Annotated in this window: 34 protein-coding genes; 28 read left to right on the forward strand and 6 right to left on the reverse strand. The window is 68.1% G+C overall.

All coding sequences use genetic code 11. The features are described from left to right. The first annotated feature begins 9 nt into the window (after positions 1-9). From rplV to truA, 25 genes are all read left to right on the forward strand, one after another. Positions 10-357 carry a 50S ribosomal protein L22 gene (gene rplV / locus ACGFZN_RS28285; protein ID WP_030778516.1) on the forward strand — a complete coding sequence of 116 codons (348 nt, stop codon included), beginning with the start codon at positions 10-12 and terminating at the stop codon, positions 355-357. Then, a complete protein-coding gene (gene rpsC, locus ACGFZN_RS28290; RefSeq protein ID WP_014674374.1) occupies positions 357-1,178 on the forward strand; it encodes a 30S ribosomal protein S3 in 822 nt (273 codons plus the stop codon). The genes rplV and rpsC overlap by 1 nt, the downstream gene beginning before the upstream one ends. A gap of 5 nt (positions 1,179-1,183) precedes the next feature. Next, positions 1,184-1,603: a 50S ribosomal protein L16 gene (rplP, locus tag ACGFZN_RS28295; RefSeq protein WP_030174541.1), complete on the forward strand. Its 420-nt coding sequence runs from the start codon at positions 1,184-1,186 to the stop codon at positions 1,601-1,603. Further along, positions 1,603-1,827, forward strand: coding sequence for a 50S ribosomal protein L29 (rpmC, locus tag ACGFZN_RS28300; RefSeq protein ID WP_007494763.1), 225 nt, complete (start codon positions 1,603-1,605; stop codon positions 1,825-1,827). Before rplP ends, rpmC begins: the two co-directional genes overlap by 1 nt. Continuing rightward, positions 1,824-2,108 (forward strand): 30S ribosomal protein S17, encoded by a 285-nt coding sequence (gene rpsQ, locus ACGFZN_RS28305; RefSeq protein WP_039656223.1) that lies wholly within the window; start codon positions 1,824-1,826, stop codon positions 2,106-2,108. The genes rpmC and rpsQ overlap by 4 nt, the downstream gene beginning before the upstream one ends. 96 nt (positions 2,109-2,204) lie before the next feature. After that, complete coding sequence (gene rplN, locus ACGFZN_RS28310; RefSeq protein ID WP_003998823.1) at positions 2,205-2,573, forward strand: 50S ribosomal protein L14; 369 nt, start codon at positions 2,205-2,207, stop codon at positions 2,571-2,573. A gap of 2 nt (positions 2,574-2,575) precedes the next feature. Further along, on the forward strand, positions 2,576-2,899 hold the full coding sequence (rplX, locus tag ACGFZN_RS28315; protein ID WP_055706473.1) for a 50S ribosomal protein L24: 324 nt from the start codon (positions 2,576-2,578) through the stop codon (positions 2,897-2,899). Beyond that, a complete protein-coding gene (gene rplE, locus ACGFZN_RS28320) occupies positions 2,899-3,456 on the forward strand; it encodes a 50S ribosomal protein L5 (RefSeq protein ID WP_030345436.1) in 558 nt (185 codons plus the stop codon). The genes rplX and rplE overlap by 1 nt, the downstream gene beginning before the upstream one ends. 5 nt (positions 3,457-3,461) lie before the next feature. Continuing rightward, positions 3,462-3,647, forward strand: a complete 186-nt coding sequence (locus tag ACGFZN_RS28325; protein ID WP_003948630.1) for a type Z 30S ribosomal protein S14 — start codon at positions 3,462-3,464, stop codon at positions 3,645-3,647. A gap of 237 nt (positions 3,648-3,884) precedes the next feature. After that, positions 3,885-4,283 carry a 30S ribosomal protein S8 gene (gene rpsH, locus ACGFZN_RS28330; protein ID WP_330338322.1) on the forward strand — a complete coding sequence of 133 codons (399 nt, stop codon included), beginning with the start codon at positions 3,885-3,887 and terminating at the stop codon, positions 4,281-4,283. 24 nt (positions 4,284-4,307) lie between these two features. Next, on the forward strand, positions 4,308-4,847 hold the full coding sequence (rplF, locus tag ACGFZN_RS28335; RefSeq protein ID WP_330338321.1) for a 50S ribosomal protein L6: 540 nt from the start codon (positions 4,308-4,310) through the stop codon (positions 4,845-4,847). A gap of 3 nt (positions 4,848-4,850) precedes the next feature. Then, positions 4,851-5,234 (forward strand): 50S ribosomal protein L18, encoded by a 384-nt coding sequence (gene rplR, locus ACGFZN_RS28340; protein WP_393861306.1) that lies wholly within the window; start codon positions 4,851-4,853, stop codon positions 5,232-5,234. Positions 5,235-5,270: 36 nt separating this feature from the next. Continuing rightward, positions 5,271-5,876: a 30S ribosomal protein S5 gene (gene rpsE / locus ACGFZN_RS28345; RefSeq protein ID WP_019753099.1), complete on the forward strand. Its 606-nt coding sequence runs from the start codon at positions 5,271-5,273 to the stop codon at positions 5,874-5,876. Positions 5,877-5,878: 2 nt separating this feature from the next. Beyond that, the gene (gene rpmD / locus ACGFZN_RS28350; protein ID WP_003998814.1) at positions 5,879-6,061 is read left to right on the forward strand and encodes a 50S ribosomal protein L30; all 183 of its coding nucleotides are present in this window, start codon (positions 5,879-5,881) and stop codon (positions 6,059-6,061) included. 2 nt (positions 6,062-6,063) lie between these two features. Continuing rightward, positions 6,064-6,519 carry a 50S ribosomal protein L15 gene (gene rplO, locus ACGFZN_RS28355; RefSeq protein ID WP_360149602.1) on the forward strand — a complete coding sequence of 152 codons (456 nt, stop codon included), beginning with the start codon at positions 6,064-6,066 and terminating at the stop codon, positions 6,517-6,519. Positions 6,520-6,764: 245 nt separating this feature from the next. Beyond that, positions 6,765-8,078 carry a preprotein translocase subunit SecY gene (gene secY, locus ACGFZN_RS28360; RefSeq protein ID WP_393861307.1) on the forward strand — a complete coding sequence of 438 codons (1,314 nt, stop codon included), beginning with the start codon at positions 6,765-6,767 and terminating at the stop codon, positions 8,076-8,078. Further along, positions 8,078-8,740 carry an adenylate kinase gene (locus ACGFZN_RS28365; protein WP_393861308.1) on the forward strand — a complete coding sequence of 221 codons (663 nt, stop codon included), beginning with the start codon at positions 8,078-8,080 and terminating at the stop codon, positions 8,738-8,740. The genes secY and ACGFZN_RS28365 overlap by 1 nt, the downstream gene beginning before the upstream one ends. A 103-nt stretch (positions 8,741-8,843) precedes the next feature. Next, on the forward strand, positions 8,844-9,680 hold the full coding sequence (gene map, locus ACGFZN_RS28370) for a type I methionyl aminopeptidase (RefSeq protein ID WP_393861309.1): 837 nt from the start codon (positions 8,844-8,846) through the stop codon (positions 9,678-9,680). Between the two features lie 153 nt (positions 9,681-9,833). Then, positions 9,834-10,055: a translation initiation factor IF-1 gene (gene infA, locus ACGFZN_RS28375; RefSeq protein ID WP_003948620.1), complete on the forward strand. Its 222-nt coding sequence runs from the start codon at positions 9,834-9,836 to the stop codon at positions 10,053-10,055. A gap of 58 nt (positions 10,056-10,113) precedes the next feature. Next, positions 10,114-10,227, forward strand: coding sequence for a 50S ribosomal protein L36 (gene rpmJ, locus ACGFZN_RS28380; RefSeq protein ID WP_003998809.1), 114 nt, complete (start codon positions 10,114-10,116; stop codon positions 10,225-10,227). A 191-nt stretch (positions 10,228-10,418) separates the two neighbouring features. Further along, complete coding sequence (gene rpsM / locus ACGFZN_RS28385; RefSeq protein WP_030641206.1) at positions 10,419-10,799, forward strand: 30S ribosomal protein S13; 381 nt, start codon at positions 10,419-10,421, stop codon at positions 10,797-10,799. Between the two features lie 66 nt (positions 10,800-10,865). Further along, a complete protein-coding gene (gene rpsK, locus ACGFZN_RS28390; RefSeq protein WP_003956432.1) occupies positions 10,866-11,270 on the forward strand; it encodes a 30S ribosomal protein S11 in 405 nt (134 codons plus the stop codon). A gap of 147 nt (positions 11,271-11,417) precedes the next feature. Further along, positions 11,418-12,440, forward strand: a complete 1,023-nt coding sequence (locus tag ACGFZN_RS28395) for a DNA-directed RNA polymerase subunit alpha (protein WP_003966937.1) — start codon at positions 11,418-11,420, stop codon at positions 12,438-12,440. A gap of 130 nt (positions 12,441-12,570) precedes the next feature. Continuing rightward, entirely contained in the window at positions 12,571-13,071 is a 501-nt protein-coding gene (gene rplQ / locus ACGFZN_RS28400; protein WP_393861310.1) for a 50S ribosomal protein L17, read from the forward strand. Between the two features lie 75 nt (positions 13,072-13,146). Continuing rightward, a complete protein-coding gene (gene truA, locus ACGFZN_RS28405) occupies positions 13,147-13,986 on the forward strand; it encodes a tRNA pseudouridine(38-40) synthase TruA (RefSeq protein ID WP_393861311.1) in 840 nt (279 codons plus the stop codon). Between the two features lie 6 nt (positions 13,987-13,992). Here the strand turns inward: truA and ACGFZN_RS28410 are convergent, their stop codons facing one another. The 6 genes from ACGFZN_RS28410 to ACGFZN_RS28435 form a co-directional block, all read right to left on the reverse strand. Beyond that, on the reverse strand, positions 13,993-16,077 hold the full coding sequence (locus tag ACGFZN_RS28410; RefSeq protein WP_393861312.1) for an acyltransferase family protein: 2,085 nt from the start codon (positions 16,075-16,077) through the stop codon (positions 13,993-13,995). 35 nt (positions 16,078-16,112) lie between these two features. Continuing rightward, positions 16,113-17,213, reverse strand: a complete 1,101-nt coding sequence (locus ACGFZN_RS28415) for a sugar phosphate nucleotidyltransferase (RefSeq protein ID WP_393861313.1) — start codon at positions 17,211-17,213, stop codon at positions 16,113-16,115. A 15-nt stretch (positions 17,214-17,228) separates the two neighbouring features. Beyond that, on the reverse strand, positions 17,229-18,455 hold the full coding sequence (locus ACGFZN_RS28420; protein ID WP_393861314.1) for a glycoside hydrolase family 113: 1,227 nt from the start codon (positions 18,453-18,455) through the stop codon (positions 17,229-17,231). A gap of 20 nt (positions 18,456-18,475) precedes the next feature. Continuing rightward, positions 18,476-19,927, reverse strand: coding sequence for a glycosyltransferase family 2 protein (locus ACGFZN_RS28425; RefSeq protein WP_393861315.1), 1,452 nt, complete (start codon positions 19,925-19,927; stop codon positions 18,476-18,478). 246 nt (positions 19,928-20,173) lie between these two features. Next, positions 20,174-21,553, reverse strand: coding sequence for a glycoside hydrolase family 26 protein (locus ACGFZN_RS28430; RefSeq protein WP_393861316.1), 1,380 nt, complete (start codon positions 21,551-21,553; stop codon positions 20,174-20,176). Positions 21,554-21,620: 67 nt separating this feature from the next. Beyond that, complete coding sequence (locus ACGFZN_RS28435) at positions 21,621-22,499, reverse strand: hypothetical protein (RefSeq protein ID WP_393861317.1); 879 nt, start codon at positions 22,497-22,499, stop codon at positions 21,621-21,623. Positions 22,500-22,755: 256 nt separating this feature from the next. Between ACGFZN_RS28435 and rplM the strand changes: the two genes are divergently transcribed. The 3 genes from rplM to glmM all read left to right on the forward strand — a co-directional run bounded on the left by rplM (position 22,756) and on the right by glmM (position 25,351). Then, complete coding sequence (rplM, locus tag ACGFZN_RS28440) at positions 22,756-23,199, forward strand: 50S ribosomal protein L13 (RefSeq protein WP_240118089.1); 444 nt, start codon at positions 22,756-22,758, stop codon at positions 23,197-23,199. Between the two features lie 42 nt (positions 23,200-23,241). Beyond that, positions 23,242-23,754: a 30S ribosomal protein S9 gene (gene rpsI, locus ACGFZN_RS28445; RefSeq protein WP_003998795.1), complete on the forward strand. Its 513-nt coding sequence runs from the start codon at positions 23,242-23,244 to the stop codon at positions 23,752-23,754. A gap of 238 nt (positions 23,755-23,992) precedes the next feature. After that, on the forward strand, positions 23,993-25,351 hold the full coding sequence (gene glmM, locus ACGFZN_RS28450; protein ID WP_393861318.1) for a phosphoglucosamine mutase: 1,359 nt from the start codon (positions 23,993-23,995) through the stop codon (positions 25,349-25,351). Positions 25,352-25,379 lie beyond the last annotated feature (28 nt).

Raw genomic sequence — 25,379 nt, forward strand, 5'->3', positions numbered from 1 at the left:
GGGACAACCATGGAAGCCAGGGCCCAGGCGCGGTACATCCGCGTCACGCCCATGAAGGCCCGCCGCGTGGTGGACCTCATCCGTGGCATGGACGCCACGGAGGCCCAGGCCGTCCTGCGATTCGCTCCGCAGGCCGCCTCGGTGCCGGTGGGCAAGGTGCTGGACAGCGCCATCGCCAACGCCGCGCACAACTACGACCACACCGATGTCGACAGCCTCTTCGTTTCCGAGGCCTACGTCGACGAGGGCCCGACCCTGAAGCGGTTCCGTCCGCGCGCCCAGGGCCGTGCCTACCGGATCCGCAAGCGGACCAGCCACATCACCGTGGTCGTCAGCAGCAAGGAAGGAACCCGGTAATGGGCCAGAAGGTAAACCCGCACGGGTTCCGGCTCGGTGTCACCACCGACTTCAAGTCGCGCTGGTACGCCGACAAGCTGTACAAGGACTACGTCAAGGAAGACGTCGCCATCCGTCGGATGATGACGTCCGGCATGGAGCGCGCCGGCATCTCCAAGGTCGAGATCGAGCGCACCCGTGACCGCGTGCGGGTGGACATCCACACCGCCCGCCCGGGCATCGTCATCGGCCGCCGCGGCGCCGAGGCCGACCGCATCCGCGGTGACCTGGAGAAGCTGACCGGCAAGCAGGTCCAGCTGAACATCCTCGAGGTCAAGAACCCGGAGACGGACGCTCAGCTGGTGGCCCAGGCCGTCGCCGAGCAGCTGTCCTCCCGCGTCTCCTTCCGCCGTGCCATGCGCAAGAGCATGCAGTCGGCGATGAAGGCGGGCGCCAAGGGCATCAAGATCCAGTGCGGTGGCCGCCTCGGCGGCGCCGAGATGTCCCGCTCGGAGTTCTACCGCGAGGGCCGTGTGCCCCTGCACACGCTCCGCGCGAACGTGGACTACGGCTTCTTCGAGGCCAAGACGACCTTCGGCCGCATCGGTGTGAAGGTCTGGATCTACAAGGGCGACGTCAAGAACATCGCCGAGGTCCGCGCCGAGAACGCTGCCGCCCGTGCGGGTAACCGCCCGGCCCGCGGTGGCGCCGACCGCCCGGCCCGTGGTGGCCGCGGTGGCGAGCGGCGCGGTCGCAAGCCGCAGCAGGCTGCCGGCGCCGAGGCCCCCAAGGCCGAGGCTCCCGCCGCCGCTCCGGCTGAGAGCACCGGAACGGAGGCCTGACCGTCATGCTGATCCCCCGTAGGGTCAAGCACCGCAAGCAGCACCACCCGAAGCGCAACGGTATGTCCAAGGGTGGAACGCAGGTTGCGTTCGGCGAGTACGGCATCCAGGCGCTGACCCCGGCCTACGTCACGAACCGCCAGATCGAGGCGGCCCGTATCGCGATGACCCGTCACATCAAGCGTGGCGGCAAGGTCTGGATCAACATCTACCCCGACCGTCCCCTCACCAAGAAGCCGGCCGAGACCCGCATGGGTTCCGGTAAGGGTTCGCCGGAGTGGTGGATCGCGAACGTCAAGCCCGGACGCGTGATGTTCGAGCTGTCGTACCCCAACGAGAAGATCGCCCGTGAGGCGCTGCTTCGAGCGGCCCACAAGCTGCCGATGAAGTGCCGGATCGTCAAGCGCGAGGCAGGTGAAGCGTGATGTCGGCCGGTACCAAGGCGTCCGAGCTGCGCGAGCTGGGCAACGAGGAGCTTCTGGCGAAGCTCCGCGAGGCCAAGGAAGAGCTGTTCAACCTCCGCTTCCAGGCGGCCACGGGTCAGCTCGAGAACCACGGTCGGCTGAAGGCCGTCCGGAAGGACATCGCGCGGATCTACACCCTGATGCGCGAGCGTGAGCTGGGCATCGAAACGGTGGAGAACGCATGAGCGAGAGCAACGTGACTGAGAACAAGGAAGCGCGCGGTTTCCGCAAGACCCGTGAGGGTCTGGTCGTCAGCGACAAGATGGACAAGACCGTCGTCGTCGCCGTCGAGGACCGCGTCAAGCACGCGCTGTACGGCAAGGTCATCCGCCGTACCAACAAGCTCAAGGCGCACGACGAGCAGAACGCCGCGGGTGTCGGCGACCGCGTCCTCCTGATGGAGACCCGGCCGCTGTCCGCGACGAAGCGCTGGCGCGTCGTCGAGATCCTCGAGAAGGCCAAGTAATTCCTGCGGGGCAAACCCCGCAGGTCAGTTCCGCCAGGCTCCGGGGGCCGTTGAGAGACGGCCCCCGGGGAACCGGCAGACGATCAGGAGATAGACGTGATCCAGCAGGAGTCGCGACTGCGCGTCGCCGACAACACTGGTGCGAAGGAGATCCTTTGCATCCGTGTGCTCGGTGGCTCCGGTCGCCGCTACGCGGGCATCGGTGACGTCATCGTCGCCACCGTCAAGGACGCGATCCCCGGTGGCAACGTGAAGAAGGGTGACGTCGTCAAGGCGGTCATCGTTCGCACCGTCAAGGAGCGCCGCCGTCCGGACGGCTCGTACATCCGCTTCGACGAGAACGCCGCCGTCATTCTGAAGAACGACGGCGACCCTCGCGGCACCCGCATCTTCGGCCCGGTCGGGCGTGAGCTGCGCGAGAAGAAGTTCATGAAGATCATCTCGCTGGCTCCGGAGGTGCTGTAAGCATGAAGATCAAGAAGGGCGACCTGGTCCAGGTCATCACCGGCAAGGACAAGGGCAAGCAGGGCAAGGTCATTGCCGCTTACCCGCGCGAGGAGCGCGTCCTGGTCGAGGGTGTCAACCGGGTCAAGAAGCACACCAAGGCCGGTCCGACCGCTCGCGGTTCCCAGGCCGGCGGCATCGTGACCACCGAGGCCCCGATCCACGTGTCCAACGTTCAGCTGGTCGTGGAGAAGGACGGTCAGAAGGTCGTCACGCGTGTCGGCTACCGCTTCGACGAAGAGGGCAACAAGATCCGCGTTGCCAAGCGGACGGGTGAGGACATCTGATGGCTACCACCACCACTCCGCGTCTGAAGCAGAAGTACCGCGAGGAGATCGCGGGCAAGCTGCGTGACGAGTTCAAGTACGAGAACGTCATGCAGGTCCCGGGCCTCGTCAAGATCGTGGTCAACATGGGTGTCGGCGACGCCGCCCGTGACTCGAAGCTGATCGAGGGCGCCATCCGCGACCTGACCACCATCACCGGTCAGAAGCCGGCCGTCACCAAGGCCCGCAAGTCCATCGCGCAGTTCAAGCTGCGCGAGGGCCAGCCGATCGGTGCCCACGTCACGCTCCGTGGCGACCGCATGTGGGAGTTCCTGGACCGCACCCTGTCGCTCGCGCTGCCGCGCATCCGCGACTTCCGCGGCCTGTCCCCCAAGCAGTTCGACGGCCGTGGCAACTACACCTTCGGTCTCACGGAGCAGGTCATGTTCCACGAGATCGACCAGGACAAGATCGACCGCGTCCGGGGTATGGACATCACCGTGGTGACCACGGCGACCAACGACGAAGAGGGCCGTGCCCTTCTCCGTCACCTCGGCTTCCCGTTCAAGGAGGCGTGAGCGAGATGGCGAAGAAGGCTCTCATCGCGAAGGCTGCTCGCAAGCCCAAGTTCGGTGTGCGTGGCTACACCCGCTGCCAGCGCTGCGGCCGTCCCCACTCCGTGTACCGCAAGTTCGGCCTCTGCCGCGTGTGCCTTCGTGAGATGGCTCACCGTGGCGAGCTGCCGGGCGTGACCAAGAGCTCCTGGTAATCCCGACTTTTAGGGATTCCTGGACCTCTCGGTAAGCAACCGGGACGGCAGGGGTGCCTTCCCTCATGGCTTAGGCTAGGAGGGTTGGGCCTCTGCCGCCCTGAACGCCCGCGGACAGAGTCCGCTAACGATTGCTTACTACGCCGTAGGTCCCCGCGCCGCACCCGTCCTGTCCATGTATGGGGAGAGGGATGGCGCATATAGGAAACCACGGCGAGAAAGGCCACAGGCCAATTCATGACCATGACTGATCCGATCGCAGACATGCTGACGCGTCTGCGTAACGCGAACTCGGCGTACCACGACACCGTGACGATGCCGGCGTCCAAGATCAAGTCGCACATCGCGGAGATCCTCCAGCAGGAGGGCTTCATCACGGGCTGGCGCGTCGAGGACGCCGAGGTCGGCAAGAACCTCGTCCTCGAGCTGAAGTTCGGCCCGAACCGTGAGCGCTCCATCGCGGGCATCAAGCGGATCTCCAAGCCCGGTCTCCGGGTGTACGCGAAGTCCACCAACCTGCCGAAGGTGCTCGGCGGCCTCGGCGTGGCGATCATCTCCACGTCTCACGGTCTGCTCACCGACAAGCAGGCGCAGAAGAAGGGCGTGGGTGGGGAAGTCCTCGCCTACGTCTGGTAACGGAAGGGAACGGAGGAAACAGCTATGTCGCGCATCGGCAAGCTCCCCATCCCGGTTCCCGCCGGCGTGGACGTCACCATCGACGGCCGTACGGTCAAGGTCAAGGGCCCCAAGGGCGAGCTGACCCACACCGTTGCCGCGCCGATCGACATCGCTAAGGGCGAGGACGGCACCCTTCAGGTGCTCCGCCCGAACGACGAGCGGCAGAGCAAGGCCCTGCACGGCCTGTCCCGCACGCTGGTGGCGAACATGATCACCGGTGTGACCCAGGGATACGTCAAGAAGCTCGAGATCAGCGGTGTCGGTTACCGAGTGACCGCCAAGGGTTCCAACCTGGAGTTCGCTCTCGGTTACAGCCACCCGATCCTGGTCGAGGCCCCCGAGGGCATCTCCTTCAAGGTGGAGTCCCCGACCCGTTTCTCGGTCGAGGGCATCGACAAGCAGAAGGTCGGCGAGGTTGCGGCCAACATCCGCAAGCTGCGCAAGCCCGACCCGTACAAGGCCAAGGGCGTCAAGTACGAGGGCGAAGTCATCCGCCGCAAGGTCGGAAAGGCGGGTAAGTAAGCCATGGCATACGGGCAGAAGATCCTCAAGGGCGACGCCTACAAGCGCGCCGCGATCAAGCGCCGTCACATCCGGATCCGCAAGAAGGTGTCCGGTACGGCGGAGCGTCCCCGTCTGGTCGTGACCCGCTCCAACCGCCACATCGTGGCGCAGGTGATCGACGACCTGAAGGGCCACACCCTGGCGTCGGCGTCCACTCTGGACGCGTCGATCCGCAGTGGCGAGGGCGACAAGTCCGCGCAGGCCAAGCAGGTCGGCGCCCTGGTCGCCGAGCGTGCCAAGGCCGCCGGTGTCGAGGCCGTCGTGTTCGACCGTGGTGGCAACCAGTACGCCGGGCGCATCGCCGCCCTGGCGGACGCCGCCCGCGAAGCCGGGCTCAAGTTCTGAGCCGCTTGTAGCTAGCGGAAAGAGAGAGGTAATCCAATGGCTGGACCCCAGCGCCGCGGAAGCGGTGCCGGTGGCGGCGAGCGGCGGGACCGGAAGGGCCGTGACGGCGGCGCTGCTGCCGCCGAGAAGACCGCGTACGTTGAGCGCGTCGTCGCGATCAACCGCGTCGCCAAGGTTGTGAAGGGTGGTCGTCGCTTCAGCTTCACCGCGCTGGTCGTGGTGGGCGACGGTGACGGCACCGTGGGTGTCGGTTACGGCAAGGCCAAGGAGGTGCCGGCCGCCATCGCCAAGGGTGTGGAGGAGGCCAAGAAGCACTTCTTCAAGGTCCCCCGGATCCAGGGCACCATCCCGCACCCCATCCAGGGTGAGAAGGCTGCCGGCGTCGTGCTGCTCAAGCCCGCGTCCCCCGGTACCGGTGTGATCGCCGGTGGTCCGGTGCGTGCCGTGCTCGAGTGCGCCGGTATCCACGACGTGCTGTCGAAGTCGCTCGGCTCCGACAACGCCATCAACATCGTGCACGCGACCGTGGAGGCCCTGAAGGGCCTGCAGCGTCCCGAGGAGATCGCGGCCCGCCGTGGTCTGCCGCTCGAGGACGTCGCCCCTGCGGCTCTTCTCCGTGCGCGTGCCGGGGCGGGTGCGTAATCATGGCGCAGCTCAAGATCACGCAGGTCAAGTCCTACATCGGCAGCAAGCAGAACCACCGTGACACCCTGCGGTCGCTTGGTCTCAAGGGGATCAACACCGTGGTCGTCAAGGAGGACCGCCCCGAGTTCCGCGGCATGGTGCACACCGTCCGCCACCTCGTGACGGTCGAGGAGGTCGACTGATCATGGCGGAGCAGAACCCGCTCAAGATCCACAACCTCCGTCCCGCCCCGGGCGCCAAGACCGCCAAGACCCGTGTCGGTCGTGGTGAGGCGTCGAAGGGTAAGACGGCCGGTCGTGGTACCAAGGGCACCAAGGCCCGCTACCAGGTTCCGGAGAGCTTCGAGGGTGGCCAGATGCCGCTCCACATGCGTCTCCCGAAGCTGAAGGGCTTCAAGAACCCGTTCAAGACCGAGTACCAGGTCGTGAACCTCGACAAGCTGGCCGCGCTCTACCCGGAGGGTGGCGAGGTCACCGTCGAGTCGCTGGTGGCCAAGGGCGCCGTTCGCAAGAACAGCCTCGTCAAGGTCCTCGGCCAGGGCGAGATCTCCGTGGCGCTGCAGGTGACGGTCGACGCCGTCTCCGGCTCCGCCAAGGAGAAGATCACCGCCGCCGGCGGTACGGTCACCGAGCTGGTCTGAGTCCTTCGGGTCCCTCGATGACGTGAACGATCCCGACCGGGGATACTCCACAAAATGGGGTATCCCCGGTCGGTCGTTCCTAGGGCGGCGCCTTCGCCGGTAAGGTGGCCTGCACTGCCTACTTTCACCGGGTGCTTCCCATGGGGCACTCTGAACGGCAGTTGACCGTTAGCTATTCGTCTCTATCCGTCGAACCTCAAGACCGTCACCCTTGACGCAGTTGCGCGGGGGTCGCAGGAGGCACCGTGCTCACCGCGTTCGCCCGGGCGTTCAGGACGCCCGACCTGCGCAAGAAGCTGCTCTTCACGCTGGGCATCATCGTGGTCTACCGGGTCGGTACCCACATTCCGATCCCCGGCGTCAACTACAAGGCCGTCCAGCAGTGTGTGACCGAGGCACAGGGCAACCAGGGCCTGTTCGGTCTCGTCAACATGTTCAGCGGTGGTGCGCTGCTGCAGATCACGGTCTTCGCGCTCGGCATCATGCCGTACATCACGGCCAGCATCATCCTTCAGCTGCTGACCGTGGTCATTCCGCGCCTGGAAGCCCTGAAGAAGGAGGGCCAGGCGGGTACGGCGAAGATCACGCAGTACACCCGTTACCTGACCGTGGCGCTCGCCATCCTCCAGGGCACCGGCCTGGTCGCCACCGCGCGCAGCGGCGCGCTGTTCAACGGCTGCTCGGTGGCCTCCAGCATCGTCCCGGACCGCACGATCTTCGCGACGATCACGATGGTGGTCTGCATGACCGCCGGCACGGCCGTCGTGATGTGGCTCGGCGAGCTGATCACCGACCGCGGCATCGGCAACGGCATGTCGATCCTGATGTTCATCTCGATCGCCGCGACCTTCCCGTCCGCGCTGTGGGCCATCAAGAAGCAGGGCACCCTGGCCGGCGGCTGGATCGAGTTCGGCACCGTGATCCTGGTCGGCCTGGTCATGGTCGCGCTCGTCGTCTTCGTCGAGCAGGCCCAGCGCCGCATCCCGGTGCAGTACGCGAAGCGCATGATCGGCCGCCGTTCCTACGGCGGTACGTCCACCTACATCCCGCTCAAGGTGAACCAGGCGGGTGTGATTCCCGTCATCTTCGCCTCCTCGCTGCTCTACATCCCGGCGCTTGTGGCGCAGTTCGCGGGGGGCAATGCGGGCTGGAAGCAGTGGGTCACCCAGAATCTGACCAAGGGCGACCACCCGATTTACATCACTCTGTACTTCTTGCTCATCGTTTTCTTCGCGTTCTTCTACGTGGCGATCTCCTTCAACCCCGAGGAAGTCGCCGACAACATGAAGAAGTATGGTGGCTTCATCCCGGGCATCCGGGCTGGCCGACCGACCGCTGAGTACCTCAGCTACGTGCTCAACCGGATCACCTGGCCGGGTTCGCTGTATCTGGGTCTGATCGCTCTCGTACCGACAATGGCGTTGGTGGGCTTCGGGGCAAGCCAGAACTTCCCGTTCGGCGGTACCAGCATCCTGATCATCGTGGGTGTCGGTCTCGAGACGGTGAAGCAGATCGAGAGCCAGCTCCAGCAGCGCAATTACGAAGGGTTCCTCCGCTGATGCGTATCGTCCTCGTCGGGCCGCCGGGTGCCGGTAAGGGAACGCAAGCCGTCCGCCTCGCCGAGAAGCTGTCCATTCCGCACATCTCCACGGGCGACCTGTTCCGGGCCAACATCAGCCAGCAGACCGAGCTGGGCAAGCTGGCCAAGTCCTACATGGACCGCGGCGACCTGGTGCCGGACACGGTCACCATCGCGATGGCCAAGGACCGCATGGAGCAGCCGGACGCCGAGAAGGGCTTCCTGCTGGACGGCTTCCCGCGCAACGTGCAGCAGGCGGAGGCGCTGGACGAGCTGCTGGAGACCGAGGGCATCACCCTGGACGCGGTCCTGGACCTGGAGGTCCCCGAGGACGAGGTCGTGAAGCGGATCGCCGGCCGGCGGATCTGCCGCAACGACTCCTCTCACGTGTTCCACGTGACGTACAGCCCGCCGAAGAAGGAGGGCGTCTGCGACGTCTGCGGCGGCGAGCTGTACCAGCGCGACGACGACTCCGAGGACACCGTCCGCACGCGGCTGGAGGTCTACCACACGCAGACCGAGCCGATCATCGACTACTACAAGGCGCAGGGCCTGGTCGTGACGATCTCCTCCCTGGGCCCGGTGGACGAGATCACGCAGCGGGCGCTGGAAGTGCTCAAGCGCGAGAAGGCCGAGCAGTAGACAGCCCGGCTCTTCCGGCCGCGGTGCCCGCCCCAGGGTGCCGCGGCCGTACTGTTGTACCGACAACCCAGCCGATGTGAGTGACGGAGAGCGCAGGCCCCCCATGGTGCAGATCAAGACGCCCGAGCAGATCGCGAAGATGCGTGCGGCGGGTCTGGTCGTCGCCGCCATCCACGCGGCGACCCGCGAGGCCGCGGTGCCCGGCGCCTCCACCAAGGACCTGGACGAGGTCGCCCGCAAGGTGCTGGCCGAGCACGGCGCCAAGTCGAACTTCCTGGGCTACGGCGGCTTCCCCGCCACCATCTGCACGTCCGTGAACGACGTCGTGGTCCACGGCATCCCGTCCGAGGACGTCGTCCTGAAGGACGGCGACATCATCTCCATCGACTGCGGCGCCATCGTCGACGGCTGGCACGGCGACGCGGCCTACACGGCGTTCGTGGGCTCCGGTCACGCCCCGGAGCTGATCGAGCTGTCCAGGGTGACCGAGGAGTCGATGTGGGCCGGCATCGCGGCCATGAAGCAGGGCAACCGCCTGGTCGACATCTCCCGGGCCATCGAGACGTACATCCGCCGCCAGCCGAAGCCGGGCGGCGGCCGCTACGGCATCATCGAGGACTACGGCGGCCACGGCATCGGCACCGAGATGCACATGGACCCGCACCTGCTGAACTACGTCGACCGGCGCCGCGGCAAGGGGCCCAAGCTGGTGCCCGGCTTCTGCCTCGCCATCGAGCCGATGGTCTCGCTCGGCACGCCGAAGACCGAGGTCCTCTCGGACGACTGGACGGTCATCACCACCGACGGCACCTGGTCCTCCCACTGGGAGCACTCCGTCGCCCTGACCGAGCAGGGCCCGCTGGTGCTGACCGCCCCCGACGGCGGCAGGGCGAAGCTCGCCGAGTACGGCGTCACGGCCGCTCCCGACCCGCTCGCATAGGGATCACCGGGATGGGGCAGACTTCCTCGATTCGCGTTTCCGGGTGCGCCGACGTAGACTGACTCGTCGGCTCTCGTGCACCCGCATGTCCGCATGCGCCCCAGCTGGGGAAGCAGGAGAGTCGATCAAGGTAGTCGATTCGAAGGGCGAAGCGTGGCCAAGAAGCAAGGTGCCATCGAGATCGAGGGCACTGTCGTCGAGTCTCTGCCGAACGCCATGTTCAAGGTCGAGCTCCAGAACGGCCACCAGGTCCTGGCACACATCAGCGGCAAGATGCGTATGCACTACATCCGCATCCTCCCTGACGACCGGGTCGTGGTGGAGCTGTCTCCGTACGACCTGACGCGTGGCCGGATCGTCTACCGCTACAAGTAGATCTTGCCCGCATCCCGCTTCGGCGGGGTGATGGCACTGACCCGGAGAACCTCACCTAATGAAGGTCAAGCCGAGCGTCAAGAAGATCTGCGACAAGTGCAGGGTGATCCGCCGTCACGGTCGGGTCATGGTCATCTGCGAGAACCCGCGCCACAAGCAGCGCCAGGGCTGACGCACGACCGACACCCTCTGCACCTCTATCGCAGAGATTCGCGCGACGCGAGCTGAATATGTTCATACGCAGAGCCCGAGCCATCCAGCTCGACACCCCCGGTTCGGAGGCCGGGGACCCGGTTCGTACCTGGTACGGCGGCCGGGAGCCGGTTCTGCGGAAGACCTCCGAAGATCACCAGGAGCCATTGAATGGCACGCGTTTCCGGTGTTGACATCCCGCGCGACAAGCGCGTGGAGATCGCCCTCACCTACGTGTTCGGCATCGGCCGGACCCTCTCGAAGGAGACGCTGGCTGCGACCGGCGTCGACCCGAACACCCGCGTCCGCGACCTGACCGAAGAGCAGCTGGTCGCGATCCGCGAGTACGTCGACAACAACATCAAGACCGAGGGTGACCTCCGTCGCGAGATCCAGGCCGACATCCGCCGCAAGGTCGAGATCGGCACTTACCAGGGTCTCCGTCACCGTCGCGGTCTGCCTGTCCGCGGTCAGCGCACCAGCACCAACGCCCGCACCCGCAAGGGCCCGCGTCGCGCCATCGCCGGCAAGAAGAAGCCGGGCAAGAAGTAGTCCGCAGCGGACACCCTGTCCACGGTCTTCGCTGTAGGACCGACCACCTCCCGTAGGAGTTAGTAGATGCCCCCCAAGGGTCGTCAGGGCGCTGCCAAGAAGGTGCGCCGCAAGGAAAAGAAGAACGTCGCTCACGGCCACGCGCACATCAAGAGCACGTTCAACAACACGATCGTCTCCATCACGGACCCGTCGGGCAACGTGATCTCCTGGGCCTCCGCCGGCCACGTCGGCTTCAAGGGCTCCCGGAAGTCCACGCCGTTCGCCGCGCAGATGGCCGCCGAGTCGGCCGCCCGCCGTGCCCAGGAGCACGGCATGCGCAAGGTCGACGTGTTCGTCAAGGGCCCGGGCTCCGGTCGTGAGACCGCGATCCGCTCCCTGCAGGCCACGGGCCTCGAGGTCGGCTCCATCCAGGACGTCACCCCGACCCCGCACAACGGGTGCCGTCCGCCGAAGCGCCGCCGCGTCTGACGTTCGCTTCACAGGCAGTGGTTCCGGGCGGTACGGCTCTTCCGGGCCGTATCGCCCGTACCCTTGCAGTACCCGCGCTTTTCCTTGGCGCGGTTTCCGTCGGACGTCAAATAGCGGGCGTCCACGAATGAAGGATCTGATCCACACATGCTGATCGCTCAGCGACCCTCGTTGACCGAAGAGGTCGTCGACGAGTTCCGCTCCCGGTTCGTGATCGAGCCGCTGGAGCCGGGCTTCGGCTACACCCTCGGCAACTCCCTCCGCCGCACCCTCCTGTCGTCGATCCCCGGCGCTGCTGTCACCAGCATCCGCATCGACGGCGTCCTGCACGAGTTCACCACCGTGCCGGGCGTCAAGGAGGACGTCACCGACCTGATCCTCAACATCAAGCAGCTGGTCGTCTCCTCGGAGCACGACGAGCCGGTCGTGATGTACCTGCGCAAGCAGGGCCCGGGTCTGGTCACCGCCGCCGACATCGCGCCCCCGGCCGGTGTCGAGGTGCACAACCCCGACCTCGTCCTCGCCACGCTCAACGGCAAGGGCAAGCTGGAGATGGAGCTGACGGTCGAGCGCGGCCGCGGTTACGTCTCCGCCGTGCAGAACAAGCAGGTGGGCCAGGAGATCGGCCGTATCCCGGTCGACTCCATCTACTCGCCGGTGCTGAAGGTCACGTACAAGGTCGAGGCCACGCGTGTCGAGCAGCGCACCGACTTCGACAAGCTGATCGTCGACGTCGAGACCAAGCAGGCGATGCGTCCGCGTGACGCCATGGCCTCCGCCGGCAAGACCCTGGTCGAGCTGTTCGGTCTCGCGCGTGAACTTAATATCGACGCCGAGGGCATCGACATGGGCCCGTCCCCCACGGACGCCGCCCTGGCCGCCGACCTGGCGCTGCCGATCGAGGAGCTGGAGCTCACGGTCCGTTCCTACAACTGCCTCAAGCGTGAGGGCATCCACTCCGTGGGTGAGCTCGTCGCCCGCTCCGAGGCCGACCTGCTGGACATCCGTAACTTCGGTGCGAAGTCCATCGACGAGGTCAAGGCGAAGCTGGCCGGCATGGGCCTGGCCCTCAAGGACAGCCCGCCCGGATTCGACCCCACGGCCGCTGCCGACGCCTTCGGCGCCGACGACGACGCGGACGCGGGTTTCGTGGAGACCGAGCAGTACTGATCCGGTACTGAGCGCGATCCACTTCCGGGTGCCTGGCGACAGGCACCCGGATCTCCGACAGGCAACCGCCTGCTCGGATACTGACCCCGGTACCTGATACGGCCGGGGCAGACACACAGGAGAAGAACCCATGCCGAAGCCCACCAAGGGTGCCCGTCTGGGCGGCAGCGCCGCGCACGAGAAGCTGCTCCTCGCCAACCTGGCGAAGTCGCTGTTCGAGCACGGCCGTATCACCACCACCGAGGCGAAGGCCCGCCGCCTGCGCCCGTACGCCGAGCGTCTGATCACCAAGGCGAAGAAGGGCGACCTTCACAACCGCCGTCAGGTGCTCCAGGTCATCACGGACAAGAGCGTCGTCCACACGCTCTTCACCGAGATCGGCCCGCGGTACGAGAACCGTCCGGGTGGCTACACCCGCATCACCAAGATCGGTAACCGCCGGGGCGACAACGCGCCCATGGCCGTCATCGAGCTGGTCGAGGCGCTGACGGTGCAGCAGAACGCCGTGGGTGAGGCCGAGGCCGCCACCAAGCGTGCGGTCAAGGAGGCCGACGAGGCCAAGGCCCAGGAGGCCAAGGCCGAGGAGACCGAGGCCGCCGAGGCTCCGGCCGAGGAGTCCACGGAGGCCTGAGGCTCTGCCGTGAGCTGAGCGGGTCCGCCCTTCACCGGGCGGGCCCGCTTTTGCGTACCTGAGAGGATCTGTTTCGTGAGTGAAGTACAGCCCGGGTTCGTCCGCGTCCGCCTCGACCTCTCCTACGACGGCACCGGCTTCCACGGCTGGGCCAAGCAGGCCGGCGGCCGGCGGACGGTCCAGGGCGAGGTGGAGGACGCCCTGCGCACGGTGACGCGGTCGCCGGAGACGTTCGAGCTGACGGTGGCCGGACGCACCGACGCCGGCGTGCACGCCCGTGGCCAGGTGGCCCATGTGGACCTGCCCCGCGAGGTCTGGGCGGAGCAGAGCGGCAAGCTGCTCAAGCGGCTCGCCGGCCGCCTCCCCCGGGACGTACGGGTGTGGGCCCTGCGGGAGGCGCCCAGCGGTTTCGACGCGAGGTTCGCCGCGGTCTGGCGGCGCTACGTCTACCGGGTCACCGACAACCCCGGCGGTGTGGACCCGCTGCTGCGCGGCCACGTCCTGTGGCACGACTGGCCGCTGGACGTCGCCGTGATGGACGCCGCCGCCAAGTCCCTGATCGGGGAGCACGACTTCGCGGCGTACGCGAAGAAGCGGGAGGGCGCGACCACCATCCGGGAGATCCTCGACTTCGGCGTGACCCGGCGCGCGGACGGCATCATCGAGATCGAGGTCAGGGCCGACGCCTTCTGCCACAACCAGGTCCGCTCCATGGTCGGCGCGCTGCTCTTCGCCGGCGACGGCCACCGCGGCGTGGAGTGGCCCCGGAAGGTGCTGGACGCCGGGGTCCGCGACAGCGCCGTCCACGTCGTACGGCCGCACGGCCTGACCCTGGAAGAGGTCGGCTACCCGGCGGACGAACTGCTGCTCGAGAGGCAGCGGCAGGCCCGCCGGGTGCGGGTGCGTACGACGTGAGTGTGGTCAGCCGGCGAGGACCTTCTTGAACTTCGGCTCCAGGTACGGCTCCAGGGACGTGGAATAGCCGCCGGTCATGTGGCTGTAGTCCCAGTAGACGACGTGTCCGCCGATCACCGCCGGGCAGTAGCCTTCGGCGCAGAACGCGGGGATCGTGTCGATGACCTTGAACCCGTGGTTCTCGGCTGCCTCCCGCTCCATGAGCCGGTACTCGGCGCGGTCGATGACTTCCGTGGACTTGGGGCTGCAGGTACCGATCTCGGCGCCCTTGGTGGCCAGGCAGTCCGGGATGGAGCGGTTCGGGTAGGGCGTGTCCGTGAGGTAGACCAGCTTGGCGCCGGTGGCCTTCAGCCGCTTGAACGTCTGGTCCGCGCCCTGGCGGGTGGTGGTCGCCTGGGCGCGGTTCGCCACGACGAGCACGTCCGGGCGGAGCTGGTCGATCTTGTCGAGGGCCGTCTTCCGCCAACTCGTGCACTCGGTGTAGTCGCGGCCGAGGTCCTCACGCGTGATCTTGTACACCTCGGGGGAGCAGCCGCTCTTGATCACGGTGATGACCTTGACGTGCAGCTTCTTACCGAGCTTGTCGAACGCGTTGCCCCATTGGTACGCGTGCGAATCGCCCAGCAGCACCATCGTCCGCTTGGCCGAGGTGTCGCCGATGACGCACTTGTCCTGGAGTGCATAGGCGGTGATGAGCAGATCGTCGATGCAGCCGTGGTCACCGCGGTCGTGTGGGGCCTCGAGCAGGGCGTCTTCGCTGATCCGGGGATGGTCGCGCTCCTTCACGGCCTGCTCGACGGATGCGATGCCCTTGAAGCCGCTCGCCGCGGCGCCGGTGGCCGTGTCGACCGTCAGGTTGAGCGGTACCACCCGCAGGGCGAGGACCATGGCGGCGGCTGCGGTGGCGGTGAGGGTCAGGCCGGTCAGGATGCCGCGCCACGGGATCTGGACGAGCTTGGCGTTGGCCTTCAGACGCCGTTCGATCACATAGTGTCCGGCGACGGCCAGCACGAAGGAGCCCGAGGCGACGCGGAAGCGGTCGGAGTAGGTGATCTCGTGGCCGACGATGTCCGACCAGAGGATCAGCAGCGGCCAGTGCCAGAGGTACCAGCCGTAGCTCGCGTTGCCGACGAAGTTGAAGACGGGGTTGTCGAGGAGCCGCTCGGCGCCGAGGCGGGGGTTGGCACAGCCGCCGGCCATGATCAGGGCGGCGCCCAGCACGGGGCCGCCCACGGCGTACCCGGGCAGGGGGGTCTGCTCGGTGATGAGCGACGCGGTGACCAGGACGGTGCCGAGTCCCACCCAGCTGAGGACGGCCGCCAGGCCCTCGTACATGCGGGACAGGAGCCGGGCGTTGAGGGCGACGAATACGCCGACGGCCAGTTCCCACACGCGGGTCGGGGTGCCGAAGTAGGCGAGCGGCTGGTTGGTGTGCGTCGTCGTGACCGACAGATACAGCGAGCCGCCGATCACGGCGGCCAGGAACAGCCCGACCAGGAAGCGGTTGCGGAAGACGGCCCGGCTGAGCCAGGCGACGACGACGAGCGCGATCGGCGCGAGGACGTAGAACTGCTCCTCGATGCTGAGCGACCAGAAGTGCTGGTACGGCGACTGGCTGCCGTCGGCGGCGAAGTAGTCGGTGCCGTTCTCGGCCTGGCGCCAGTTGATGAAGCTCAGCGAGGCCGCGAAGCCGTCCTGCATGTAGCCGCGGAACTTGAACGGGCTGGCGTAGATCCAGGCCACGACGGCCGTCACGACGATGGTGAGGGCGGCTCCCGGCGCCAGCCGCCGGAACCGGCGGGCCCAGAACTTGCCGAGCGACACCTTGCCGGTCTTGTCGATCTCCGCGAGGAGCTGGCTGCCGATGAGGAAGCCGCTGAGCGTGAAGCTGACGTCGACGCCGCCGTGGATGCCGAGGATGCCCGTGTGCACGAGGACGACCATCGTGATCGCGACGGCCCGCAGGCCCTGAAGGTCGGGCCGGTACTTGCGCAGCCGGTCTTCCTTCGGGGCTCTTCGGCGGCGCTGTGCCGGCCGGTGCCCGGGCGGCCGGGTCGGGTCGCTTGTCGCGGTGGCTTGATGGGTGGTCACGTCTCTCCTGTGGCTGTCCGGCCGGGCCGGATCTCTCAGTGGGCCGTCAGGCAGGCGGTGGCGGTGCCGCTCATCCGCACCGCCAGGGAGGGAATGCGGACGCCGCACGCGAGCCGCAGCTGGGCGGGCAGTTCGTTCTGTGCGCCGACGTGCGAGTGGCAGCCCACCACAACCTCGCGGAGGAACGATTCGCTGCCGATGGACGAGTCGTGGTCGACCACCGACTCGTGGATCCGCGCGCCTTCGGCCACGGTGACGTTCGCGCCGACGATGGACTGGTCGACGACCGCACGCGGTCCGATCACGGCGTGCGGGCCGATCGTCGAGCCGCCCGTGACGCGGGCGGTGGCATGGACCACGGCCGTGGGATGGATCAGGGCCTCGGCCGGCGGTCCCACCAGCGGTGAGGTCGCCCGGCCGGTGACCAGGTCGGCGGACCCGTGCACGAAGGCGAGCGGGGTGCCGAGGTCACGCCAGTAGTCGTCGGTGACATGACCGAAGACGCGCCCGCCCCCGGCGACGAGCCGCGGGAAGGTCTCCTGCTCGACCGAGACCTCACGGTCGGCCGGGATGGCGTCCAGGACGGAGCGGCGGAAGACGTAGCAACCGGCGTTGATCTGGTCGGTGACGCATTCCTCGGGTGTCTTGGGCTTCTCCAGGAAGGACGTCACCCGGCCGGCCTCGTCGGTCGGGACGAGACCGAAGGCGCGCGGATCGGGGACCCGGGTGAGGTGCAGGGTCACGTCGGCGTCGCGGGCCCGGTGCCGCTCGACGACGGCGCGCAGGTCGACACCGGACAGGATGTCGCCGTTGAGGATCAGCACCGGCGCGTCGGCCGAGGTGCCGCGCAGCAGCCGTGCGGCGTTGCGGATCGCCCCTCCGGTGCCGAGCGGGACCTCCTCGACGGCGTAGGAGATCTCCAGGTCCTGGGAGAAGTCCTTGAACTCCTGCTCGAACAGGTCGGCGAGGTAGGAGGTGGCGAACACGACGTGCTCGACGCCGGCGTCCATCAGCTTGGCGATCTGGTGCCGGATGAAGGAGGAGCCCGCGACGTCGAGCAGCGGTTTCGGAGTGTGGTTCGTCAAGGGGCGCAGTCGGGTTCCCTTGCCGCCCACCAGGATGATGGCTTCTTGCATGATGGCGTCCCTCGCTCAGCTTGCGGTCTCGTCGCCGGGTCCTGCGTAGCCGGAGGTGAAGCAGGAGGTGATGGCCTTCTCGGTGAGGGGGCGTCCGGCGAAGTCGAGCCGGGAGGCGACCTTGTCGTCGGGCTTGGTGTTCGGGTCGTCGTCGAAGTAGATCGACCACCAGTAGACGCCGCTCATGTGCCGTTCCTGGACGACCTGGCAGACGGCGGTGTACCAGTTGGCCTGCACCCGTGGGTTGAGGGCGCGCTTGGTGTAGAAGTCGCCGGGCGCGTGGTAGGCGCCGTTCATCGCGCCGATGCCGGCCTCAGCGACGGTGATCTTCGGCAGGGGGCCGGTGGCCTTCCTGTCCAGCCACTTGTTCCAGCCGGCGGCCAGGGTGGACACCGAGGCGTCGTCGCCGACCTTGACCGGGAAGTAGGCGTCGATCCCGAGATGGGTGACCGGCATGGTCACGGGGCCGGTGACGTACGCGTCCCAGTTGGCGTCGTAGGCGACCTCGCCGCCGAACAACTTCTCGGCGTCGTCCACCAGGCCGTCCCAGTGCGGATCGCCCTGCAGGGAGTTCAGTTCGGTACCGATGACGAAGGTGGTCGCCTTCTCGCTGTCGGCGGCCTTCAGATAGGGGGTCAGGAACTTCTCGTACGACGTGAACCAGGCGTCGCGGTCGGCGGGCCTGATGTTGCCGCGCCAGCCGTTCTCCGCGGTCAGCGAGTGCTCGTCCATGAGGGGCCGGACGGTCGTGCGCAAGCCGGCCTCATGGAAGATCCGCAGCACCCGGGCGAGATGCTCGGGCGTCGGTGTCTTGTCACCCGGGCTGATCTTCGTCGACGAGCGGGTTCCCGTGAAGAACGGGAAGCTCACGCTGACGGAGTTGGCGTGCAGCCCGACCAGGTAGTTCGCGTGCAGCCGGGCCTGCTTCTCGATGTAGGTGAGGGAGTGCGCGGGGTTGTCCTCCCAGTAGAGCTGGACACCCCACTGGGGCATGCCCTGCTTCCACTCCTTGTCCACCTTGGCGACCTCGGCGGTCGCAGAGGGGGCCGCCGGGCTCTTGCCGTCGCCGCCCCCGGTGCCGGCCCGCTGGGCGGGTTCCTTGCCGTCGAGCACGAGATGGGGCACGAGTGAGCCCGAGGACCACTGCACCGGGTGGTCGCCGAGCACGACGGGGACCGCGATCACGAAGGAGATGACGGTGACGGGGAGCACGGCGAGCATGGGCAGGCGTGCGCGCTTCATGGCTGTGTGATCTCTTCCGGTCAGGCGGGCTTGGCGATGACGACGAACTTGTTCTCCTCGCGGCGGACGAACTTCCACAGGCCCTTGATGCCGCCGATCCCCTCGATGAGGGAGAAGTAGGGCAGCAGGAGGAGGACGGCCATGGGCTCCCACCACTTGCGTCTGCCGTTCACCGAGGCGATCGCGTTGAGCCGCAGCCCTTCCCAGTACGCCCAGATCACATAGGCGAAGCTGATCGACCACAGCAGGACGACCGACTGGGTCACCGGCGAGGTGTTCATGTCACCGATGAACCAGGCCACGAACAGGATGGTGCCGACGTGCTGCAGCGGGCCGAGGATCCAGCTGGTCACGCAGATGGTCAGGAACCAGCGGTAACGCAGCGGCACCTTGCGGTTGAAGCAGAGGGCGACCAGGCCCCAGGCCCAGCGTTCGCGCTGCTTGATGAAGTCCTTGGTGTTGGCCGGCGAGGCGCCGTAGCAGCGGCCGTTGAACCAGTCGCTGCGTCCCGGGTAGAGGCGGCAGAAGGTCAGGGCCAGCCGGGCGTCCTCGACGATCTCCTTCGGGCCGAAGTCCCAGCCGATCTCGGCTTCGATGGAGGCGCGGATGACCAGCAGCTCGCCGTGGACGCCGGCGGCCGGGGTGCCGAGGCCGGTGAAGGCGCGGAACCGCGCGATGTCGTCGGCGGGGCGGATGGCGTCGGCGAACCAGGTGATCAGGCTCACCGCGTTCTCGCGCGGGTAGGTCAGGATGCCCTGCGCCATGTGCTTGACCTCTTCGGGGGCCGCCCGGCGCTGGCGGTTGATGAACTGGGCGAGGGACGCCGAGGTGTCGGGGCCGACACCGGTGTCGTCGTCCATGTGCAGCACCCAGACGTGCTCCAGGGCCTCGCCCTCCTCGATGCGCAGCTCGTGGGCGTAGTTGTTGGCGCGGGCCTTGAACCGGGTGCCGTTCCTGGTCTGGTACGCCTTGGGGACCGTGACCACGCGGATCAGGGGGCTGCTCGAGGCCAGCTGGTCGATCCGCTCGGCGGCCTCGCAGCCCTCCTCCGTGAGGACGTCCACGCGCATGTACGGGAACCATTCCGGCAGGTGCTCCACGTAGGAGAGGACGGAGCGCTCCAGGGCCGGGTAGGTGTCGTGGCGCCCGATCGTAGGCACGAGCACGATCAGGAAGTCCTGGTCGACCGGGGCCGGCGGGGTCATCAGATGGGACCTGCGGATCCGGCGGCGGATGAGCGCGAAGCCCTGGATCGACACCAGCACTCCGGGCACCGGAAGGGCCCAGCAGACGGTGATCAGCCAGGCCAGCGGCGAGTGGCTGGGTGTGTACGACCAGAGGCTGAAGAGGGTCAGGAACACCAGCGGGATCAGAAACGGCAGGACGCCGGGCTTCCATGCGGCGGTGCGTTTCGCCAGCTTCTGATGGTGCCGCGAGTGCGGCGCCCCCCCGTCGACCAGTGTCGATGCCATGACGACTGCGGAACTCCCCGTGAGATCGGTGGCGCGTCGAGGCGGCAGCGATCTCCGTCGCGGCGCGGCGGTGCGCACCACGACATGCACTTCGGGTTTCCTGCCCCCCGACGCCTTCTTCGGCGTCTCGGCCACTCGCCGCTCAGATGCCCCCCCCAGGCGCCCAAACCACTGGCCGAACAGGTGACTGATCCTTACACGTATGTGCCCGGTAAGGAAATAGTGTGAGCAGTATGTGTTTAAAAATTAACCAAGTGGGCCATGGGGCAGCGAGCGCAGCGAGCGCCACTTCTCGGCGGTGATCACCAGCGGAGAGGCGTACGTCCGTTTCACGTCGGCCGGGGTGTTCTTGTGGCGCGGCTCACCGACGTTGTCGTACGTGAGCGCCTGCCCCCACACCGTCCACAGCACCCACGGCGTGCGGGACAGGGTGTGGGGCTGGTCGGTGTTGAGCGGCACGTGGAAGGACTCGGCCACGATCCGGGGCCGGGCGTACCGCTCCAGTCCCCGGTACCAGACCTCGGTCCAGGCGCCGCCGCCGTACGGCCGGGCCGGGCTGCCGCTGTAGTCGTCGACGCCCACCACGTCCACGTACGCGCCGCCCGGGTAGTACCGGCCGGGCGGTGTGCCGTAGGAGCCGTCCCAGGAGTTCGGGGCCCACACGAAGACCAGGTTGTGCAGGCCGCGCCGGTGCACCAGGAAGTCATGGGTGAGCCGCCATAGCCGGTGGTACGCCTCCGGGTCCTGCCCCGCCCACCAGAAGCCGTGGCCGGGCCGGGTGTTCATCTCGTGGTACGGCCGCAGCAGCACCGGTACGCCGCGGTCGGCCAGGTAGCCCAGGTGGTCGGCGAGGTAGCCGAGGTCGTGCAGCAGGGCGGCGTGCTCGGCGGTGCCCTCCGTGACCACCCGGCCGAACCAGCCGGGATCCTTCGCGCCGGGCGAGTTGCGGTGCAGGGTCTGCGCGAAGCCCTTGACGGTGCTGCCCGGGTACGGCTGGTGGAACGAGAAGCCGACCATGCCCGCCGGGACGCCCCCGTTCGGCGGCAGGGCGACCTGGGTGCCGGAGGCGCAGTCCGTGTGCGTGCCGGACGGGCGGTACGAGCCGTCGGCGGCCCGGGGCAGCCCCGCCCACACCCCCACCGCGAGATCCACCGCGTCCTCGGCGTATCCCCAGAAGCGGCGGCAGCTGGGCCAGGCGCCCGAGTAGGACCGCGCCTCGCCCACCGCCCAGCCCGGCTGCCCGTACCCCGGGCCCAGGTCGAGCTCCACGAAGGCGGGCAGGCGGCCGGTGATGTCCCGGACCTTGCGGTAGTAGTAGCCCGGCTGCTTGGTGCCCCGGTAGTCGCCGTACCGCGGGTTGTACCGCTCGTTCTGCAGCTCCACGTGCTGGCCGATGACCGTCCGGCTCGGCCGCCCTCGGCGCGCCTCGTTCTCCAGGCCTGCCAGCAGCGCGTACACGGAGCGGGCGGCGGGGACGGCCCGAGGGTCCCGCTGCCGGAGGTCGGTCGGGACCGTCGCGGGTGCGGGGTCGCCGGCCGCCCGGTCCCAGGCCCACAGCGCCGCCGGGACCCCCAGGGCCAGCCCCGCACCGGCTCCGAGCAGCCCGATCCGCCCACGCATCCGCATCCGTACCCCCCCTGGCCGGTGATCATCCGGAGCGTCTCACACCCGGGAGGCGGACCGGGGAACGGTGTCAGCCGTTCGCCGCCGCCGACGCCTGGGCCTGGCCGCGGCGGTAGATCTGGTCGAAGGTGAACTGCTGCAGGTCGTCGCCGGCGCGGAAGACCTTCGTGTCCTTGGGGGTCACGTTCCTGCCGTTGGTGAAGCCGCTGATCGTGAAGTAGGCGTAGCGGCCGACGGCGTTGCGGGTCGAGCGGCAGGTGGGTCCGTCGCAGAAGGGCTTGACGCCCTTGCCGGGCAGTGCGGTGACGATGCTGTCGTCGTTCGTCTGGGACTTGGCCTTCGTCGCCTGGGCCTGGGTGTCGAAGACGGCGACGCCGACGGTGACCGCGATGCCGTCCTTGGTGTAGGTGGCGCGGATCACGCGGGTGCAGCCGTTCGCGGTGAGCACCTTCGGCAGGGTGCCGCCGGCGGCCGAGGCGCAGTTCGCCGTGTCGGCCGTGGCGCCCTTCTTGTAGACGGTGCCGCCCATGGTCAGCTGGGTGCCGGGGAAGAGCGTGGCGGCGCTGAGCGGGGCGGTGTCCTTCTTGGCGCTGGCGATGAAGTCCCGCGGGTCCAGCGGCGGCGGGGCGCTGGTGGGCGCGAAGGACGGCGTGGCCGAGCCGCTCGGCACGGAGGCGCTGGCGGGCAGGCCGGTGGGGCCGCCGGACGCGTCGGTGCCCTTGTTCGCGGACACGACGGCCATGGCGACGGCGGTGCCGACGGCTATCGTGGCGAGGGCGCCGGCGCCGATGAACAGCAGCCTGCGGCGCTTGTTGCGGGTCTCGGAGGCCTCGGCGAGCGCCGCCCAGTCCGGGGTCCCGTCGTCACCGCCGCTGTTCCAGGACTGCTGCTGGGAATGCGGTTTCCAGGGATCCCACTGAGACTGGGGTCCCCCCTGCCCGTAACTCATGGGGCGCATCTTAGACGCGGGGCGCGGATCGGCACGCAGCTCGCTCGTTTTGACCCGCACCCAAGACGCCGTTATCCTGCTTGTTCGTTGTGTATTGGCTTGCTCATTCTCACGGGACGGGCCCTTACACCGGTCCACCGGGCCGATGACCAGCGACCCCACGCACGCGGTTTGCGTCGCCGCCGTGGGTCAAGGCTGTCGTGATCGTTTCGGTGACCTGTTCAGGACCATTCACTCGAAGCGAAGGCTACGAACCGTGCGTACGTACAGCCCCAAGCCCGGCGATGTGACGCGCCAGTGGCACGTCATCGACGCTCAGGACGTTGTCCTGGGCCGTCTCGCCACCACTGCAGCGACCCTCCTCCGGGGCAAGCACAAGCCGATCTACGCGCCGCACGTCGACGCTGGTGACTTCGTCATCATCATCAACGCCGACAAGGTGCACCTCTCCGGCAACAAGCGGACCCAGAAGATGGCGTACCGCCACTCCGGCTACCCGGGTGGTCTGCGCTCCGTCCGCTACGACGAGCTGCTGGAGAAGAACCCGGAGAAGGCCATCGAGAAGGCCGTCAAGGGCATGCTCCCCAAGAACTCCCTGGGCCGTCAGATGCTCTCGAAGCTGAAGGTCTACAAGGGTGACCAGCACCCGCACGCCGCGCAGCAGCCGGTGCCGTTCGAGATCACCCAGGTCGCGCAGTAAGTCCGGCCACCCCCTAAGACTGAAGAGAATCTGAGGAGAATCGTGGCCGAGACCACTGCCGAGCAGCCGCTCGAAGAGCTTGACATCGACAGCTACACCACCGAGTCCGAGGTCCCCGTCGAGGGCGAGTACACCTCGGAGTCCCTGGCCTCCCGCTTCGGCGAGCCCCAGCCGGCCGCCGGCCTGGGCCGCCGCAAGAACGCCATCGCCCGCGTCCGGATCGTCCCGGGCACCGGCAAGTGGAAGATCAACGGTCGCACCCTCGAGGACTACTTCCCGAACAAGGTGCACCAGCAGGAAGTCAACGAGCCCTTCAAGGTGCTCGAGCTCGAGGGCCGTTACGACGTCATCGCCCGCATCGCGGGTGGCGGTGTCTCCGGTCAGGCCGGCGCCCTGCGCCTCGGTGTCGCCCGCGCCCTGAACGAGGCCGACGTCGACAACAACCGTGGCCCGCTGAAGAAGGCCGGCTTCCTGCGCCGCGACGACCGCGCGGTCGAGCGGAAGAAGGCCGGTCTGAAGAAGGCCCGCAAGGCCCCGCAGTACAGCAAGCGCTAATCAGCAGCTGCCTGCTGGGCCTGCCCGGCGGGTCAGGCCGCAGGAAAGCCACGGAGTCCATGCAGCCGAGGTGAGCCCCCGCGTCTGCGGCATGATCCGTTGGGCAGGCCCCAGTACCCCGAACGCCCCGGCGGCACGCCACTGTGCCGTCGGGGCGTTCGTTTATCCCAGCTCGAGGGCGTATAACGACACAAGACGCTCAGGCGCTGAACAGCTTGTGCGATCGGATGGAGGACAAGTGGGACGACTCTTCGGCACGGACGGCGTGCGCGGTGTCGCCAACGCGGACCTGACCGCCGAGATGGCGCTCGGGCTGTCCGTGGCGGCGGCGCACGTGCTGGCCGAGGCGGGCACCTTCGAGGGCCACAAGCCGACGGCGGTGGTCGGTCGGGACCCGCGGGCGTCCGGGGAGTTCCTGGAGGCGGCCGTGGTCGCGGGCCTGGCCAGCGCCGGTGTCGACGTCCTGCGCGTCGGCGTGCTGCCGACGCCGGCGGTGGCCCACCTCACCGGCGCGCTCGGCGCCGACCTGGGCGTCATGCTCTCCGCCAGCCACAACGCCATGCCGGACAACGGCATCAAGTTCTTCGCCCGGGGCGGCCACAAACTCGCCGACGAGCTGGAGGACCGGATCGAGGCCGTGTACGAGTCGCACCGGCACGGCGAGCCCTGGGAGCGGCCGACGGGCGCCGGGGTCGGCCGGATCCGCGCCTACGACGAGGGCTTCGAGCAGTACGTCGGCCATCTGCTCTCGGTGCTGCCCAACCGGCTCGACGGCCTGAAGGTCGTCCTGGACGAAGCGCACGGCGCGGCCTCGGGGGTCTCGCCGGAGGCGTTCGCCCGGGCCGGCGCGCAGGTCGTCACCATCGGCGCCGAGCCGGACGGCCTCAACATCAACGACGGCTGCGGCTCGACCCATCTGGAGAAGCTGAAGGCCGCGGTCGTCGAGCATGGCGCGGACTTCGGTATCGCGCACGACGGCGACGCCGACCGGTGCCTGGCCGTGGACCACACCGGCGAGGAGGTCGACGGCGACCAGATCCTCTCCGTCCTCGCGCTGGCCATGCGGGAGCGCTCCGCGCTGCGCGCCGACACCGTCGTCGCCACCGTGATGTCCAACCTGGGCTTCAAGCTGGCGATGGAGAAGGCCGGGATCCGGCTGGTCCAGACGGCCGTCGGCGACCGGTACGTGCTGGAGGAGATGAAGGAGCACGGCTTCGCCCTGGGCGGCGAGCAGTCCGGGCACGTCATCGTCCTCGACCACGCGACCACCGGTGACGGCACGCTGACCGGGTTGCTGCTGGCGGCGCGGGTCGCCGAGACCGGCCGTACGCTGCGGGAGCTGGCGTCCGTGATGGAGCGGCTGCCGCAGGTGCTGATCAATGTGCCGGACGTGGACAAGTCGCGGGTGAAGACGTCGGCGGAGCTGGCCGCGGCGGTCACCGAGGCGGAGCGGGAGCTGGGCGACACCGGCCGGGTGCTGCTGCGCCCGTCGGGCACCGAGCCGCTGGTCCGGGTCATGGTCGAGGCCGCCGACATCGAGCAGGCCCACTCCGTGGCCGGCCGCCTGGCCGACGCGGTCAAGTCAGCCCTGGGCTAGCCCGCGCTGCGGCTAACGCCCGCGGTGT

Source organism: Streptomyces sp. NPDC048192 (assembly GCF_043202415.1).
Lineage (GTDB): Bacteria > Actinomycetota > Actinomycetes > Streptomycetales > Streptomycetaceae > Streptomyces.

What these genes read in the sequence shown, in the direction of transcription:
- rplV (WP_030778516.1), top strand. Translation starts at nt 10, where the DNA reads ATGGAAGCCAGGGCCCAGGCGCGGTACATCCGCGTCACGCCCATGAAG.
- rpsC (WP_014674374.1), top strand. Translation starts at nt 357, where the DNA reads ATGGGCCAGAAGGTAAACCCGCACGGGTTCCGGCTCGGTGTCACCACC.
- rplP (WP_030174541.1), top strand. Translation starts at nt 1,184, where the DNA reads ATGCTGATCCCCCGTAGGGTCAAGCACCGCAAGCAGCACCACCCGAAG.
- rpmC (WP_007494763.1), top strand. Translation starts at nt 1,603, where the DNA reads ATGTCGGCCGGTACCAAGGCGTCCGAGCTGCGCGAGCTGGGCAACGAG.
- rpsQ (WP_039656223.1), top strand. Translation starts at nt 1,824, where the DNA reads ATGAGCGAGAGCAACGTGACTGAGAACAAGGAAGCGCGCGGTTTCCGC.
- rplX (WP_055706473.1), top strand. Translation starts at nt 2,576, where the DNA reads ATGAAGATCAAGAAGGGCGACCTGGTCCAGGTCATCACCGGCAAGGAC.
- rplE (WP_030345436.1), top strand. Translation starts at nt 2,899, where the DNA reads ATGGCTACCACCACCACTCCGCGTCTGAAGCAGAAGTACCGCGAGGAG.
- ACGFZN_RS28325 (WP_003948630.1), top strand. Translation starts at nt 3,462, where the DNA reads ATGGCGAAGAAGGCTCTCATCGCGAAGGCTGCTCGCAAGCCCAAGTTC.
- rpsH (WP_330338322.1), top strand. Translation starts at nt 3,885, where the DNA reads ATGACCATGACTGATCCGATCGCAGACATGCTGACGCGTCTGCGTAAC.
- rplF (WP_330338321.1), top strand. Translation starts at nt 4,308, where the DNA reads ATGTCGCGCATCGGCAAGCTCCCCATCCCGGTTCCCGCCGGCGTGGAC.
- rplR (WP_393861306.1), top strand. Translation starts at nt 4,851, where the DNA reads ATGGCATACGGGCAGAAGATCCTCAAGGGCGACGCCTACAAGCGCGCC.
- rpsE (WP_019753099.1), top strand. Translation starts at nt 5,271, where the DNA reads ATGGCTGGACCCCAGCGCCGCGGAAGCGGTGCCGGTGGCGGCGAGCGG.
- rpmD (WP_003998814.1), top strand. Translation starts at nt 5,879, where the DNA reads ATGGCGCAGCTCAAGATCACGCAGGTCAAGTCCTACATCGGCAGCAAG.
- rplO (WP_360149602.1), top strand. Translation starts at nt 6,064, where the DNA reads ATGGCGGAGCAGAACCCGCTCAAGATCCACAACCTCCGTCCCGCCCCG.
- ACGFZN_RS28365 (WP_393861308.1), top strand. Translation starts at nt 8,078, where the DNA reads ATGCGTATCGTCCTCGTCGGGCCGCCGGGTGCCGGTAAGGGAACGCAA.
- map (WP_393861309.1), top strand. Translation starts at nt 8,844, where the DNA reads ATGGTGCAGATCAAGACGCCCGAGCAGATCGCGAAGATGCGTGCGGCG.
- rpmJ (WP_003998809.1), top strand. Translation starts at nt 10,114, where the DNA reads ATGAAGGTCAAGCCGAGCGTCAAGAAGATCTGCGACAAGTGCAGGGTG.
- rpsM (WP_030641206.1), top strand. Translation starts at nt 10,419, where the DNA reads ATGGCACGCGTTTCCGGTGTTGACATCCCGCGCGACAAGCGCGTGGAG.
- rpsK (WP_003956432.1), top strand. Translation starts at nt 10,866, where the DNA reads ATGCCCCCCAAGGGTCGTCAGGGCGCTGCCAAGAAGGTGCGCCGCAAG.
- ACGFZN_RS28395 (WP_003966937.1), top strand. Translation starts at nt 11,418, where the DNA reads ATGCTGATCGCTCAGCGACCCTCGTTGACCGAAGAGGTCGTCGACGAG.
- rplQ (WP_393861310.1), top strand. Translation starts at nt 12,571, where the DNA reads ATGCCGAAGCCCACCAAGGGTGCCCGTCTGGGCGGCAGCGCCGCGCAC.
- ACGFZN_RS28415 (WP_393861313.1), bottom strand. Translation starts at nt 17,213, where the DNA reads ATGCAAGAAGCCATCATCCTGGTGGGCGGCAAGGGAACCCGACTGCGC.
- ACGFZN_RS28420 (WP_393861314.1), bottom strand. Translation starts at nt 18,455, where the DNA reads ATGAAGCGCGCACGCCTGCCCATGCTCGCCGTGCTCCCCGTCACCGTC.
- ACGFZN_RS28425 (WP_393861315.1), bottom strand. Translation starts at nt 19,927, where the DNA reads ATGGCATCGACACTGGTCGACGGGGGGGCGCCGCACTCGCGGCACCAT.
- ACGFZN_RS28430 (WP_393861316.1), bottom strand. Translation starts at nt 21,553, where the DNA reads ATGCGGATGCGTGGGCGGATCGGGCTGCTCGGAGCCGGTGCGGGGCTG.
- ACGFZN_RS28435 (WP_393861317.1), bottom strand. Translation starts at nt 22,499, where the DNA reads ATGAGTTACGGGCAGGGGGGACCCCAGTCTCAGTGGGATCCCTGGAAA.